Raw genomic sequence first — 14216 nt, 5'->3', positions numbered from 1 at the left:
GAATGGACTTATGAGGGTAGGACGAAAGGCACAGTGATTTGCGCCGATTAGCACCTGACGGGATCTCCGCCTGTTACAAAGGGAGCACGTATCAACAGCTGTACGTGGAGTTGAGAGACGGATTATGTCTGCTCTCAGGGTGGCATAGCAAAAGCAGCGCTTTTGTCCCATAGCAGGGATGAGAGCGCTTTTTTCATGATTATTTGGCAGCTGGACTCAATCAATCAGGAAATTTGAAAGGAGAAACAAAAATGACAAAAAACATACCCCACAGATTATATCTTACAGAGGACCAGATGCCGAAACAATGGTACAATCTGAGGGCCGATATGAAACAGCAGCATGATCCGATGATCAATCCTGCAACAGGAAAACCTGCAACCGAAAAAGATTTATATCCGGTTTTCTGTGAAGAACTGGCAAAGCAGGAATTGGATAATACGACTAGATATTTTGATATCCCTCAGGAAGTGCAGGACATCTATAAAATCTATCGGCCGTCCCCGCTGTGCAGAGCATATAATTTAGAAAAGGCTCTGGATACGCCGGCAAAGATTTACTATAAATTCGAAGGCAACAACACTTCCGGCAGCCATAAGCTGAACTCCGCCGTAGCCCAGGCTTACTACGCAAAACAGCAAGGGCTGAAAGGCGTGACCACGGAGACCGGAGCCGGCCAGTGGGGAACCGCCCTTTCGGAGGCATGCTCCTATTTTGGGCTGGATCTTGAGGTATACATGGTAAAAGTATCCTTTACTCAAAAACCCTTTAGAAAGAGTATAATGGAGACCTTCGGCGGCAATGTTTTCGCTTCTCCTTCCGACCGTACGGAAGCGGGGAGAAAGATTCTTGCAGAAGATCCGGACAATAGCGGCAGCCTGGGCTGTGCCATCTCAGAGGCAGTTGAGCGGGCTGTATCCAGCGACGGTTATCGATATGTTTTGGGCTCCGTGCTCAACCAAGTACTGCTCCATCAGTCGATTATCGGATTGGAGGCAGAACAGGCTATGGCCATGCTGGATGAATATCCGGATATCGTTATCGGCTGTGCAGGCGGCGGTTCCAATTTAGGTGGGCTTATCGCTCCATTTATGCGGGATAAAATCACTGGTAAAAAGGATCCGAGAATCGTGGCAGTAGAGCCGGCATCGTGCCCATCCTTTACCCGCGGAGTTTATAAATATGATTTTTGTGACACTGGAAAAATTACCCCAATGGCAAAGATGTACACGCTGGGATGTACCTTTAAGCCATCCGCCAATCACGCGGGCGGCCTGAGATATCACGGTATGTCGCCGATTTTGTCCAAGCTCTATCATGATAAATATATGGAAGCGGTGGCAGTGGAACAGACCAAGGTCTTCGAGGCTGCGGTGCAGTTTGCGAAGCTGGAAACGATCCTCCCGGCGCCGGAGTCTGCACATGCAATTCGCTGCGCCATTGACGAAGCAATCAAATGCAGAGAATCGGGTGAAGAAAAGACCATTCTCTTTGGCCTGACAGGAACCGGTTATTTCGATATGACCGCTTATGCTGCATATAACGAAGGCAAGATGTCTGACCATATCCCCACTGACGAAGAGCTAAAGCCTGCAATCGATGAGATTCCAACGATTCCGGGCATTCAAGAATAAAGCGGCATTTATAAATGCAAAACACGAAACCTCCTAGGTACTGCTGAGCATCGCTTGCGCACAGGCTGAAAAACGTTTCGTGTTTTTTTAGTTCTTGAGAAATGGGAAACGATTGAATATTTGACCCTCACCGGACCCATCTATAACGCAATTCCTACAGAGCCCGTCTGGAATTTGCTGTCCGGAGACGGAGGGTTATATTTAGTTGAGTTTATGCATAAAAACTCTTAAAGATCCAATTTGCGGCAGTCCCTGAAATGTCGTTTTTGCGATGACAATCCTAAAAGATAATCAATTGACACGTTATAGTATTCCGCCAGCCGGACCGCTGCCCAAAGAGGTAGTTCACGGTCGCCTTTTTCATAGCGTCTGTAGACTTCACGCTGGCAGTGCAAGAGGTCAGCAATTTGCTGCTGTGTCAAATCATGGTCAATACGAAGGTCGGCTATCCGATTATTAATTCTCATAAAATCACCCCTTGCCAATGTTACCAAACGGTGGCATAATTATAATAAATATACCACCATGCGGTTGCATTTATTTTGTGAGTTAGGACGAAAAAGCTACAAAAGATAGCAATTTGTTGGAATGTATAACAAAATGGAAAAAAGAGGAGAAACAGATGACAGTAGAAGAATTTGAAGAACGTATTTTTGATGTGATCAACGAATCGGATGAAATATGTATCAACGATCTGGAAAGTTTTGATAAAAACGGCGGGTTAGCTGTTACAGTGGCAGATGGCAGCAGATTTGTCGTTAAATGCTTTTCTGTTGAACCGCGGGTATAAAAAGTCCGAGTGGTTTGGAAACAATATGACCTTTAATAGCGCAAGGAAGTTTGATCCTTGCGCTTTTTTGTGATAAGAAACGCCTGTTTATTAGTGAATTCTTATGTTGACATTTAATTAACATATAAGAAAAAATCAGTAAAAGCCTGAAAATTCAATAAAAAACGGATTAAATAAATAATTAGAAAATAAAATATAGCAAATTAGTTACATATGGACCAAAATAACAAACAAATTAATTACAAATATAGCAAATAAATTACGATCAAGTAACAAACAAATCGTTGATTATTTAACAAGTCCAGGTGTAGAATAGAGTTGTAAGAAAAAGATAAAAGAGAAAGGATGAAAATACGCTGACAAAGCGTGGTGAAATTGTGGATCATTTTAGTTTTAATCAAATCGTTGTTGATATCATGGTAATCTTTATGATTTTGGGAGGGTTTGATAAAATAACCAAGAAAAAGTTCAAATTGGGGCTTGCTGATGAGTTTGAGGAAGGGTTTCAAGCCCTGGGTGCTTTAGCGCTTTCCATGCTGGGAATTCTGGCATTCGCGCCGGTACTGACCAAAATTCTCCTTACGGTGCTGGGTCCTGTCTATGAGTTCCTTGGTGCTGATCCAGCAATGATGGCCGGTTCTTTTCTCGGCATGGATATGGGAGCATATTCCATCGCACATGAAATGGCGGCTTCTGAGGAAGTGGCGAATTTTTCAGGTTTAATCCTGGGAGGGATGATGGGCAACACACTTGTGTTTATCATACCAGTGGCGATCAGCATTTTGAAGAAAGAGGATTACCCGTTTATGGCACAGGGCATTTTATATGGAGTAACGACCATTCCGGTAGGCTGCATTGCCGGAGGTTTGGCAGCAGGATACGAGTTAACAATGATTCTGCGTAATCTGCTTCCCATTATCCTCATCGCCGGACTGATTATATTGGGACTAAAGCTGATCCCTGAAAAAATGATTAAAGGCTTTCGCATTTTTGGCGATGCCATCATTGCGATGATCACAGTAGCATTGGTATGCTCCATTATAGAAACATTAACCGGTTTTACGATTATCCCGGGGATGGCTCCGCTTTCAGAAGGGTTTGATGTGATCGGAAATATCGCTATTGTTTTGGCAGGAGCATTTCCAATGGTATGCTTTGTGACTAAGAAACTGGGAAAACCGCTGCAAAAATTGGGAACTAAGATCGGAATCAATGACACGGCTGCGGCAGGATTGGTTGCCAGCATGGCCAACAACATCCCGATGTGCGGAATGATGAAAGATATGAATAAGAGAGGGAAAATCCTCAACGCAGCTTTCATGGTCAGTGGAACGTTTATTATCGGTGATGATCTGGCTTTTACCGCCAGCGTTAATAAAGAAATGATACTGCCGGTGATCGTTGGCAAAGGCGTTGCCGGAATCGCTGCAGTAGCAGTGGCATGGTTTGCTACCAAAAAACTGGAAGAAAAGGCGAATCCTCGTAACAAAGATCATCAAGCAGAAAAGAACGCAGCATAAACGCTCAAAAGGCTGCAGCTGAATAAAGAATCGAATAAGCATCGCGTGCAAGCAGCAACCCACTGCAAACACCCGATGCTTTTCCTTTTGCCCCAGCAAAGCTTGGAAGGCAAAACGGACAGCGAAGCGGAGGAAAGCGCCGAAGTCTGACCTATTCATAAAATATTAAGATTTCCATCGATGATTCACCGGACAGAACTCTTTATATGATCACATTTTTGTGTTATTGTTTATTATGCAGGAAATATCAAAAAACGTACCTTGCGAGTCAGCGACATGTGTGTATAGGAATCCTTGATTCCGTTATGCACACGTTTTTTATGGAGAAGCGGCATAAGAAGGGATAGGAGAAGATGACAAAGGCTACAAATATAAGTAAAAAAAGAAGCATTTACATATTTGGTATTCTGGCTGCAGTGATGCTGGCGTTGTGCCTGCGGGCAGGTTACATACAAATCGTTAAGGGAGAAACCTATACGGCAATGGCTGAAAATCAACAGACGAGAAATAAAGTGGTCAGCGCCAATCGGGGGAGCATTTCCGACCGCAACGGAGATATCATGGCTGTCAGTGCCACAACCTATGTCGTCTGGGCCAGGCCGGCCAACATACCAAAAAAAGAACTGGAATCTACGGCAAAAGAACTGGCTGAGCTCCTGGATTTGGACAAGGCGGATGTTAAGAAAAAGCTGCGTCAGGAATCTGTGCTAGTGAAGATCGCCAAAGATTTGGACGAAAAAACAAAAGAAAAAGTCAAAGACTCCAAACTGAACGGTATCGAGATTACAAAAGGGAAGACCAGATACTACCCGATGAAAACGCTGGCAGCCCAAGTCATCGGCAATGTTTCCAGCGACGGCGACGGACTTGCGGGCCTGGAGCTGCAATATAATAACGAGCTTAACGGTATCGCCGGGCGGCAGGTGGAAAAAACGGATCCGGCGGGCCGGACGCTTTCCTATGGAACGAACGACACCTATCAAGCTGAGGACGGTCTGAATGTGGTGACAACGCTGGATGCGGTGGTGCAAAGCCATGCGGAAAAAGCAATCAAAACTGGAAAAAAGAATACTAAGGCTGATAAAGTTACCTGCCTGATGATGAACCCAAAGACTGGTGAAATTCTTGCATCTGCTACAACAGAAACCTATGATCCCAATAATGCCAGGATACCGCTTTCGGATACGGAAGCAAAAAAAGTGGAAAAGATGTCTCCCAAGGACAAAGCGGAGTACTTGAACAAAATGTGGAGAAATCCCTTGTTCAGCGATACCTACGAACCGGGGTCGACCTTTAAGCTGCTGACCTTATCAGCGGCTTTGGAAGAAAAGACCAGCAGCTTAAAACAGCATTTTCATTGTTCAGGGACCTATAATGTCAGCGGTACGATTCTCCGCTGCTGGAGGTACGACAATCCCCACGGTGATGAGACCTTAAAACAGGCGGTGGGAAATTCCTGCAACCCAGTATTCATTCAGCTTGGAAAACGGCTGGGTGTTGACACTTTTTATAAGTATTTGGATTTGTTCGGAATCACTGAGAAAACAGGGGTTGATTTTCCGGGAGAAGCTCAGGCACAGATTCAAAACAAGGATAAACTGACCTCGGTGGACTTTGCCACGATGTCTTATGGTCAAGGAATTTCGGTTACGCCTGTTCAGCTGTTGACAGCAGTCAGTGCTATTGGCAACGATGGCGTTCTAGTGCGCCCGCATATGGTAAGTAAACTCACCGATGCGGACGGCAATACGGTAAAATCTTACGGCACTGAGGTTGTGCGGCAGGCGATTTCCAAGGAAACGGCCGAAGAAGTGAAAGAAGCCATGGAATATGTCGTGGAAGAAAGCGGCGGCACCGCAGCCAAAGTGAAGGGTTATAAAATGGGCGGTAAGACGGGAACCGCGCAGAACGAGTCCAAGGGACTTGCTTCAAAGACTTATTACGCGTCCTTTGTGGGACTGGCGCCGATCGATGATCCTGAAGTAGCCATTTTGGTGGTAGTGGATAATCCCAAGGGCAAGATTCATGGAAGCGAGGCAGCTGCCCCCATCGTTAAGGAAATCATGGAAAGCGTGCTCCCATATCTCCAAGCCCGGCCTTCCGGAAAATAGGGTGTAAAATTTAAGAAAAAAGCATAGCCAAGGTTATCGATTGGTCAAAGCTGTTTCGCCGGGCTTCTACTACTTTGAGCCATGTGAACCGGAGGATGTGGCGTACCGGCTGGATTTCAATCCCCAGGAGGGCGCTGACAAAGAATGTTACTTGCAGATGTACGCTGATTATGGTTGGGAATATATACAGGAGCTGAACGACTTCAGCTATTTTAGAAAGCGGGCTGCCGATGCGAAAGCGGCGGAACTGGCGATTTTTATCCATTGCGGAATCGGCTTTTACCGATTGAGAAAGAAATATACCGGAGAAAAGACTGAAATATAAACGGAAGCCTGCAATAACCAAAACCCCCAATCCTGCATATACTAAATCGATTGGGGGTATTTAATTTGTATAAAGTAGTAGTGATCGGGGGCGGATGGTCCGGCTGCGCGGCTGCGGTATCAGCCAGAAAAGCCGGAGCTGAAGTAACCCTTCTTGAAAAGACCGACATGCTTTTGGGCCTTGGCAACGTGGGCGGAATCATGCGCAACAACGGCAGATTTACGGCTGCAGAGGAAAACATCGCCTTGGGCGCTCATGAGCTCTTTGAAATCACAGACCGCTGCGCGCGCCATGTCAACGTGGATTTTCCGGGGCATAAGCATGCCAGCCTCTACGATGTGGTCAAAGTGGAGCCGCAGGTAAGGCGGCTGCTGAAGGATATGGGCGTGGACATCCGGCTCATGAGCAGAGCCATTGACGTGGAAAAACGCCAGGAGGATCCAGTGATCGTGGATCGCATTATTTTGGCTGGCGGCGAGATTATCGAGGGAGATGTGTTTGTGGAAACCACCGGCTCTACCGGGCCGTGCCGGCAGGCAACCGGATGCGGGCGGCCTTGGGAGGAGCATGATTGCCGTATATACAAATTTTTAAAATCGGGGTATAATAAAAATATTCTTTCGATAATCCGCAGGTTGTTCGTGAAATGAGAATGATAAATGAAATCGCACGGACCAAAAAGAATGTTTTAGAATTAGATATCATTTGCTTTGAGTTCATATTACTTGAATTTAAAAAATTGATCGATTGGATTTATGCGTCGGATGATGAGTTTTTAACCAAACGTCAGAAGTCCATCGTCGTGAGAGAAAAGTTGCTGGAAGCGATCTCAAAACAAGCAGACTACAAAACGGTCGATGAAATTGTCGAGTATGTAAGAACTGTGGATGAATATAACATCGAACAGTTATCGGCTAAATCCTGTTTGAGTTGACGCGCAATACTGGGTTTGAAGTATCGAAAGGCAGTCTGGGACAATGCTGGCTAGTGGATTGCTGTGATTGGCTTGGCAGGAAAGAAGACGATATTTGCGGACTCGATGAAAATAGAATATCTGCGAGAGAAAAAATGGTGGATATTTATCCCAAATCTATAGAACTAGTTGAGATGAATGATTATTTCTTTAATAAAACAACGTCGGGACACATTGATGAAAGAGCAGAAAAGGTAATTTACCAGATTGATCAAACAATGTTACAAGAGAAATATAAAATTTTCTCGGCATTTAATGGGGTGACGCTTGATATCGATAAATTATCAAGCGGTTGTAAGACGGCATTAAATATTTTGTATTTTCCTGATAAGATTTTTGGGATTCAGGAGTGCGGGGATAATGCGTTAAATGTGATCTATTCCTATGAGCAGGGCAACGTATACTGTGAATATCCAATGATATCCTTTCAGATGAGCCGGGTTGCATTGGTCGATCAATACGGGAAACATATAACGGATGATTACGAAGTGGTGAAGGAGTGGTGGAGCAATGTACAGTAAGCCTAAAGTAATGGAGCATTTTTCTACTGCCCATACTTCGTTTTTGGTAGACTTTGAATTTACGAACAATATCACGATTTTAACGGGCGACTCCGGAACCGGCAAATCGGCAGTATTTTCTTTCATGCAGGAAGATATGATTGAGGAGCCGAGGCTCCTTTGCATGAATTATTTGGATATCAATAAAGATATTGCATCGATGATAAAGGAAGCAGAAGGAAAGTTGATTGTAATTGATAATGCAGATCTTTTGCTTGATAATGATTTAAGGAAATATATTGCGTTTGATGAAAAAAACCAGTATCTAATCATCGGAAGAAATCCGAACAATCTGATGGCTACGCAAGAAAATTTGTTCGAACTCGCAAGTGAGAAAAAAGGCGAGCGGACAGAATTTCGGCTAAAACGGTATCTGTGATAGAAAAGGAATTAATAACTGGTGAATAAACAGCAAGAGCAATCTTAGCTGTTTCTCAAATAAAGACCGCCGACGGAAGCAAGATATACAATTTCGCACTGCCCGGCATGAGCTTTAGCAGGTACTGGACAGCGTTTTGCCTGAGCGGCTTTTCAACCACGGGCTTGACCGATGTGGCCGAATGAAGCAGCGCTTTGCCCAGCGGCGGCATGTGGGACGGGTTCACGAGACAATCCTGGCAGGTTAACGCACAGTTTCCTTCGTGACCACAATGCCGTCCTACTGAAAGAGCAGCTCCCCGCCCAGCTTGCACAGGATTTGCAGGGCTTAATAGTATGGCGTTTTAATCCCCTGGCCGTCGATAAGGCCGGTTGATTTGGGGGAATCCAAGAGCCCTCCCTGGGATGGCGCGGAGGTATCAAAAAGCTGCTTCAGCAAGAAACCCGGCCAACTCGGCGATCATCGCATAGTTGGGATACGGGATGGAATCGTGGAGAATCAGGGATTCAATAACGTTGCAGATTCGGAAAATGATTCAATGGTGCTGAAAATACTAGCATCGATCAAAACATATTCCTTGTAAATCCGTTTCCGAATGTATAAAAATTCCCATCAAATTGATCGGGGTTACGGCTCCCAAACCTGGCGAGGTGGGCAGACAGGAAGAACCTGCGACGGCGTATGGGTCAAGGGTAAATATCATGGTCTTGAGCGGGAAGTTTACATCTATCAGGTCGCGGATATTATTTTGTTAAGCCGTATCTTTAAACACCGCTTTCTTGGACCAGCCGGTGTTGTGTCCGGCGCAGCCTTCATAGGGCTTGGCGGCGCTCTGCTCGGGCATTTGCCATTATCGCCTATCTGGTAGGGCGCAAAACAGAAAAGCCAGAAAAAACCAAAGCAACCCGCACTTGATCGGCGCCTTGACAGAACACCCCAATCTATATAAGATAAAGAAGCGCGATCAGTAACGGCTGATCGCGCTTCAAAAGGCTTTGTCTTCCGTTAGATGCTGCGAAACATTGGCCGGAAAGACAAGTCTTTATAAAAATCTGCTGATTTTAATCGATTCGATTGTATCTTTTACTTGTGAGAGCACATCCAGCTCCTGGCTCAGTGTTTTCTGCAGTAACTGGTACTCAAAATCCAGCAGATTTTTTAATTCTTTGAGAACCGTATGCATGTCACCTTTGCGCAGAGCATCAGCCAGAGGCAGCAGATCGGCGAATTGATGAATTTTGCCTGTGCCCCAGAACAAATCGTCTCTGGCAGGATCCTGGCAGTTCATCAGCCAGCCATAGACCTGGGAATCAAATTGCCATGCAATCTTGAAGAGATCCACTTCCCATAGCTCTTCTACGATCTGAGCCGCCTCCTTTTCGGCAAATCCTGCCAGAGCCTTCTTTATGGCGCAAAGATTGGCGGCGATTGCATCATGGGCGAAGATCACATCGTCCCAGGGAGACAATTTCATCAAATCCCTTTGTATGAGCCGGTAGGCCTTAAATAGCTTTACCCGCTCCTCACTCAAATGGGGCAGCCAGGATAGGGGAATCTGACCCTTTGCGTAAGCCTGGTTTACGGCTTTGATTTCATCAAACAGCCCATCTGCCATGGCAGACACTTGTTCGGTTTCCTTCGCCAAGGCAGCAATGGAAGCCTGCAAGAACTCTTCCTCAAATTCATCCAAGCTCTCGCTCAGCCCATCCAGCGCGTACTTATAGTTAAAGGGCGGCAGAATAAAGGAATCAAAAGCGTAGACCATTTCCGCATAGCTTTCAGCTACATAGGAGATGATTTCCTTTTCTTTTTCAAAGATGGTATAGTCGTCAAATTGAGTATGGTAGTTCTGATAGCTCCATTCAGCGGGGCCTCTGCCGCAAATGATCCCGGGAACTCCGTTAATGGCATAATTGTAGTCGTCCGACCAAGGGCCGTTGAGTCCTAAAAGCGCCTTTCCGCCCGGCCATGATGTTTCCGGCACCTCCATAGTTTTCATAAATTCATCAAAGAAGCCGTGATATTCAGGTGTGCTGGCGATATTGTAAACTGGCGTTCCCGGCCGGATTGCATCGATGTTGAAAAAGGCCGCCATCTTTCCAAACCATTCCGGGTGCTTTCTATTAATGCTGTTCCATGAACCGATGCACCAGTCGTAGCGGGATTCGGTCACACCGTATTCTTCCGAGCCGTGGGCGATGAAGGCCAAAGTGTGCTCAGGCTGATAGCCGCTGTCGATCATAGCCTTGGCGATTCCCAGGATGATACCAACGCCCAGCAGGTCGTCCTGGTAAGAATGAAAATAGCCGTCCATATGGCCGCCCAGAAGGATTATACGATCTTTATCCTTGCCGGGAATGTATCCGACCACATTGGAGCTGGTACCGTGAAAATCCACCTGAATCTGCAAGCTCATATTGGCAGTGACAGGCCCCTTTTTCAATAAGTCCCGCAAGACAGCTGCATTTTTGCGGGAAATGTTTCCTGCAGGAAGGCTGTATTTGCTCTGGGAATCAAAGCTGTTGATGGCATCCTCTTTCGTGCCGTAAAAATCGCCGGCATAGGAGATCACGCAGCCGATGGCGCCCCGAACCTCCGCCTGACAGATGGGCAGGCTCATCCAATAATCCTCAAGGATATCAAAGGTACAGAATACAATTTTACCCGTTACGTCAAGACCTTCATAGTCGGCTGCGGTTCCCCGGCCCACATCCACGATTTCTCCGCAGATGCCGCCCTCTGGGGTCCCTTTGATTCCGCAGTAAGAGGACATGGGCATTTCGATTCCTTCCACTTTCAGCTTCCCCGAAGTGAATTCCCAGGAATGGACAGGGAAAGGATCGACGGTAACGTTTTTCAGACCGATTTCCTCCATCTCCTTTTTAATGTGCCGCGACACATTCCATTCGCCGCTGCTGCCCGATACGCGAAAGCCGTATTCGCCTCCGTCGTTTCCCATAAGGCTTAACGTTTTGGTCAGATTGTGGATATATTCCAGGTTTTCATTTTGTATGATTTTGTTGAGCATTTCAGTTCCTTTCCGGCAATCAGCCTTTTACATAACCAAAGATAATAAATAAAACTAACGTGACCGCTACCGGGAAAATGTACACCGGCAGAGAAGTTTTGGCAAAATCCTGGTTTTGGATCTGGGTGGTGGTGCAAACCAGGGAAACTTCCGATCCATAAAAACATGCGCTGGAGCCGAAAACACAGCCGGAAATCATAGCGCCGGATACCAGGATCGAGTTGGCGTCCAGAGCCTGGGCGATGGGGATGATGACCGGAAAAGCGATGGCCAGCATACCCCAGAAGTTTCCTGCGGCAAAGCATAAGAATCCGACTACGATAAAGGCCACGACAGGCAGCAGTCTGGGATCCAGGGCATCCTGCACCAGTCCGATAATAAAGGCCGGCAGCCCCAGCTCATTGTTCATCTCTTTGAGGATAAACGCGGCCGATATGATGCCGATTACCCCCAGCATGTCTTTAAATCCGCTCACGATACAGTTCAAGAACTCTCCCGGCTTGACCAGTTTCTGCGGGAAATACATAATGGCGCATACGATGAAGCAGGAAAAGATTCCGTATAAAATTTCCCTGGTAATCGTTGTAATGACAGCCAGCACCAGGAGCGGAACCAGGAAGTTAATTGCTTTGCCTTTGACTGATGCATCCTCTTCTTCAGTAGCGGCTTCCCGCTCTGCTTTTACCATGCCCAGCATGCTGTCCGGCAGGAGCTGTCCGGTGTTTTGCGCCCGCAACTCCGCTTTTTTCATTTTTCCGAAATGGGGGATAATGCCTGCGATGTACAAGGGGACAACCACCATGGAAACGATGGCATAGAAAATGTATGGCAGGGTATGGAGATAAACGGTCATACCTTCACCAGCGGCGGCCACGCCGTTGGATTCCAGCTGGCCGGCCATGAATACGCCCCAGGTGGAGAAGGGAACCAAGGTACAGATGGAGCAGCCGGTAGCGCAGATGACAAAAGCCAGCAGCTCTCTTGGAACTTTGAATTTGTCAGTAACGTTTCTCATGGCAGAGCCTACGGCCAGCGCATTTAGCCAGTCATCGGCAAAGATAACCAGATCCAGGAACCAGGCCATAAACAAGGACTGTTTTTTGGATTTGCACAATCGGGTGGCAAAACGGGAGAAGCCCAGCGCGCCTCCCGATGCTTCGAAAAGTGCAATAATGCCGCCGAACAATCCGCAGACAAGGAACAGCCACTTCCATGTGCCGTCCCCCAGCACCGTATAAATAGCGTCGATCCATTTCATGAAAAAGTCTTTTCCATAGAGAATGACAGCGCCGACAATGGAGCCTGCAACCAGGGACGCCATTGTCCGCTTAGTTACAAAAACAAGTACGATAACGCATACAACAGGAATAAAACTGATAAGACCATAATTGTCCATTACAACCTCCTTTGTGTTTGATAAAAATTAACGAATTTCATTGATTGCAAATGCAAAGACCTCCTTTCTCTAACGCGCATCGCGTATTCACAAATGAATATTCTGTATATTCAGATTAGCATTTCTATTTCAATTGGACAAATACCAATACGATATGATTTCTATACAAAATACGTATGCCCCGGCCCTGGGAGAGCTGGGATATAATGAATAGGAGCTTTTGCAAAATCAAATCAGACAAAGGAGAAGAAAGAGATGGATTATTACATGGAAGCATTGCAAATACACGAAAAATACCGGGGAAAGATGCAATGCTCCGGCAAGATGGAGGTTCGGACAAAGAAAGACTTATCGGTTCTGTATACGCCCGGGGTAGCGGCCGTTTGCCGGGAAATCTGCCGAAATCCACAGGACGCATATCGCTATACAAATAAAGGAAACACCGTGGGAGTGGTGACAGACGGATCAGCGGTTTTAGGACTGGGCAACATCGGCGGGCCTGCTGCCATCCCTGTGATGGAGGGAAAGGCACTGCTCTTTAAAACCTTCGCTGACATTGATGCGATTCCCATTTGTCTGGCGACGCAGGATACGGAAGAAATCATCGCAATCGTCAAAGCCATTGCACCAACCTTAGGCGGCATTAATCTGGAAGATGTCGCGGCGCCCCGCTGTTTTGAAATAGAAAAACGACTCCAGGAAGAGCTGGATATTCCGGTCTTTCACGATGATCAGCACGGAACGGCCATCGTTGTAGCAGCAGCGATTATAAACGGGATCAAGCTTGTGAAAAAGAACATGGTGGACTTGAAGATCGTCGTCAGCGGGGCGGGAGCTGCAGGAACCGCCATTGCAAAGATGATGATGTCCATGGGCGCAGGTGAGGTGATTGTCTGTGATAAAATGGGCGCCATCGCAGCTGGCGATGAGACTCTCACGACGGAAATGAGGGAATTGGCCAGGGTGACCAATAAGAGACGCCAGTCGGGAAGTTTGAAAGAGATGATGGTGAACGCGGATGTATTTATCGGAGTTTCTGCTCCTGGAATTGTCAGCGAAGAGATGGTTAACTCCATGAATCGGGATGCCATAGTATTTCCCATGGCAAATCCGGAGCCGGAAATCCTTCCCCAGCTGGCAAAAGGGGCAGGCGCTCGGATTGTGGGTACGGGGCGCTCGGATTATCCCAACCAGATCAACAATGTGCTGGCTTTTCCGGGAGTGTTTAAAGGGGCATTAAAAGCAGGAGCGAAGAGGATTACTGAAGAGATGAAGATGGCGGCGGCCCGGGCCCTTGCTGATGGGATTTCGGCGGAGGAATTGAACGAAGAGGCAATCCTGCCGGATGTGCTTTGTCCGGGGATTGCAGACCGGGTGGCAGAGGCGGCAGCCCGGGCCTGGAATCGGTAGACATATTTTTTCAATATGAAAAACATAGCATTTTCGTATTTTTAATCTACAAGGATACATGCTACGATTTAAACAACGAGAAGCTTCTTT

General features: G+C 46.6%; 11 protein-coding genes and 2 pseudogenes. 10 read left to right on the top strand and 3 right to left on the bottom strand.

The features are described from left to right. Positions 1 to 251: 251 nt before the first annotated feature. Positions 252 to 1634: a TrpB-like pyridoxal phosphate-dependent enzyme gene (locus NIA71_RS09790; RefSeq protein WP_148396890.1), complete on the top strand. Its 1383-nt coding sequence runs from the start codon at positions 252 to 254 to the stop codon at positions 1632 to 1634. Between the two features lie 227 nt (positions 1635 to 1861). Here the strand turns inward: NIA71_RS09790 and NIA71_RS09785 are convergent, their stop codons facing one another. After that, positions 1862 to 2101, bottom strand: a complete 240-nt coding sequence (locus NIA71_RS09785) for a helix-turn-helix transcriptional regulator (protein ID WP_148396889.1) — start codon at positions 2099 to 2101, stop codon at positions 1862 to 1864. Positions 2102 to 2256: 155 nt separating this feature from the next. On the opposite strand from NIA71_RS09785, the gene NIA71_RS09780 reads away from it, so the two are divergent. The 8 genes and pseudogenes from NIA71_RS09780 (at position 2257) to NIA71_RS09745 (ending at position 8292) form a co-directional block, all read left to right on the top strand. After that, on the top strand, positions 2257 to 2424 hold the full coding sequence (locus tag NIA71_RS09780; protein ID WP_227755535.1) for a hypothetical protein: 168 nt from the start codon (positions 2257 to 2259) through the stop codon (positions 2422 to 2424). A gap of 377 nt (positions 2425 to 2801) precedes the next feature. Then, positions 2802 to 3944: an ethanolamine utilization protein EutH gene (locus tag NIA71_RS09775; protein ID WP_227755534.1), complete on the top strand. Its 1143-nt coding sequence runs from the start codon at positions 2802 to 2804 to the stop codon at positions 3942 to 3944. Positions 3945 to 4297: 353 nt separating this feature from the next. Then, on the top strand, positions 4298 to 6055 hold the full coding sequence (locus NIA71_RS09770; RefSeq protein ID WP_253020315.1) for a peptidoglycan D,D-transpeptidase FtsI family protein: 1758 nt from the start codon (positions 4298 to 4300) through the stop codon (positions 6053 to 6055). A 22-nt stretch (positions 6056 to 6077) separates the two neighbouring features. Further along, positions 6078 to 6380, top strand: a pseudogene (locus tag NIA71_RS09765) (DUF2812 domain-containing protein); the annotation flags it as partial. Positions 6381 to 6445: 65 nt separating this feature from the next. After that, a pseudogene (locus NIA71_RS09760) lies at positions 6446 to 6928 on the top strand (FAD-dependent oxidoreductase); the annotation flags it as partial. Positions 6929 to 7026: 98 nt separating this feature from the next. Continuing rightward, complete coding sequence (locus NIA71_RS09755; RefSeq protein WP_253020314.1) at positions 7027 to 7314, top strand: hypothetical protein; 288 nt, start codon at positions 7027 to 7029, stop codon at positions 7312 to 7314. A 53-nt stretch (positions 7315 to 7367) separates the two neighbouring features. After that, on the top strand, positions 7368 to 7874 hold the full coding sequence (locus NIA71_RS09750; RefSeq protein WP_253020313.1) for a DUF4869 domain-containing protein: 507 nt from the start codon (positions 7368 to 7370) through the stop codon (positions 7872 to 7874). After that, positions 7864 to 8292 (top strand): ATP-binding protein, encoded by a 429-nt coding sequence (locus NIA71_RS09745; protein ID WP_253020312.1) that lies wholly within the window; start codon positions 7864 to 7866, stop codon positions 8290 to 8292. The genes NIA71_RS09750 and NIA71_RS09745 overlap by 11 nt, the downstream gene beginning before the upstream one ends. A gap of 1042 nt (positions 8293 to 9334) precedes the next feature. On the opposite strand, the gene NIA71_RS09740 is transcribed toward NIA71_RS09745, so the two are convergent. Further along, positions 9335 to 11320: a M28 family peptidase gene (locus tag NIA71_RS09740; RefSeq protein WP_148399109.1), complete on the bottom strand. Its 1986-nt coding sequence runs from the start codon at positions 11318 to 11320 to the stop codon at positions 9335 to 9337. A gap of 19 nt (positions 11321 to 11339) precedes the next feature. Next, complete coding sequence (locus NIA71_RS09735) at positions 11340 to 12716, bottom strand: Na+/H+ antiporter NhaC family protein (RefSeq protein ID WP_227755529.1); 1377 nt, start codon at positions 12714 to 12716, stop codon at positions 11340 to 11342. A 255-nt stretch (positions 12717 to 12971) separates the two neighbouring features. Between NIA71_RS09735 and NIA71_RS09730 the strand changes: the two genes are divergently transcribed. Next, positions 12972 to 14126: an NAD(P)-dependent malic enzyme gene (locus NIA71_RS09730; protein WP_148399111.1), complete on the top strand. Its 1155-nt coding sequence runs from the start codon at positions 12972 to 12974 to the stop codon at positions 14124 to 14126. Positions 14127 to 14216: the final 90 nt, after the last annotated feature.

Origin of the sequence: Ihubacter massiliensis, assembly GCF_024125305.1 — a bacterium.
Taxonomy (GTDB): Bacteria; Bacillota; Clostridia; order Peptostreptococcales; family Anaerovoracaceae; genus Hominibacterium; species Hominibacterium faecale.
Note: the sequence above shows the minus strand (reverse complement) of the source record. Positions and strands in the feature narration are given on the sequence as shown.

What these genes read in the sequence shown, in the direction of transcription:
- NIA71_RS09790 (WP_148396890.1), top strand. Translation starts at nt 252, where the DNA reads ATGACAAAAAACATACCCCACAGATTATATCTTACAGAGGACCAGATG.
- NIA71_RS09785 (WP_148396889.1), bottom strand. Translation starts at nt 2,101, where the DNA reads ATGAGAATTAATAATCGGATAGCCGACCTTCGTATTGACCATGATTTG.
- NIA71_RS09780 (WP_227755535.1), top strand. Translation starts at nt 2,257, where the DNA reads ATGACAGTAGAAGAATTTGAAGAACGTATTTTTGATGTGATCAACGAA.
- NIA71_RS09770 (WP_253020315.1), top strand. Translation starts at nt 4,298, where the DNA reads ATGACAAAGGCTACAAATATAAGTAAAAAAAGAAGCATTTACATATTT.
- NIA71_RS09755 (WP_253020314.1), top strand. Translation starts at nt 7,027, where the DNA reads ATGAGAATGATAAATGAAATCGCACGGACCAAAAAGAATGTTTTAGAA.
- NIA71_RS09745 (WP_253020312.1), top strand. Translation starts at nt 7,864, where the DNA reads ATGTACAGTAAGCCTAAAGTAATGGAGCATTTTTCTACTGCCCATACT.
- NIA71_RS09740 (WP_148399109.1), bottom strand. Translation starts at nt 11,320, where the DNA reads ATGCTCAACAAAATCATACAAAATGAAAACCTGGAATATATCCACAAT.
- NIA71_RS09735 (WP_227755529.1), bottom strand. Translation starts at nt 12,716, where the DNA reads ATGGACAATTATGGTCTTATCAGTTTTATTCCTGTTGTATGCGTTATC.
- NIA71_RS09730 (WP_148399111.1), top strand. Translation starts at nt 12,972, where the DNA reads ATGGATTATTACATGGAAGCATTGCAAATACACGAAAAATACCGGGGA.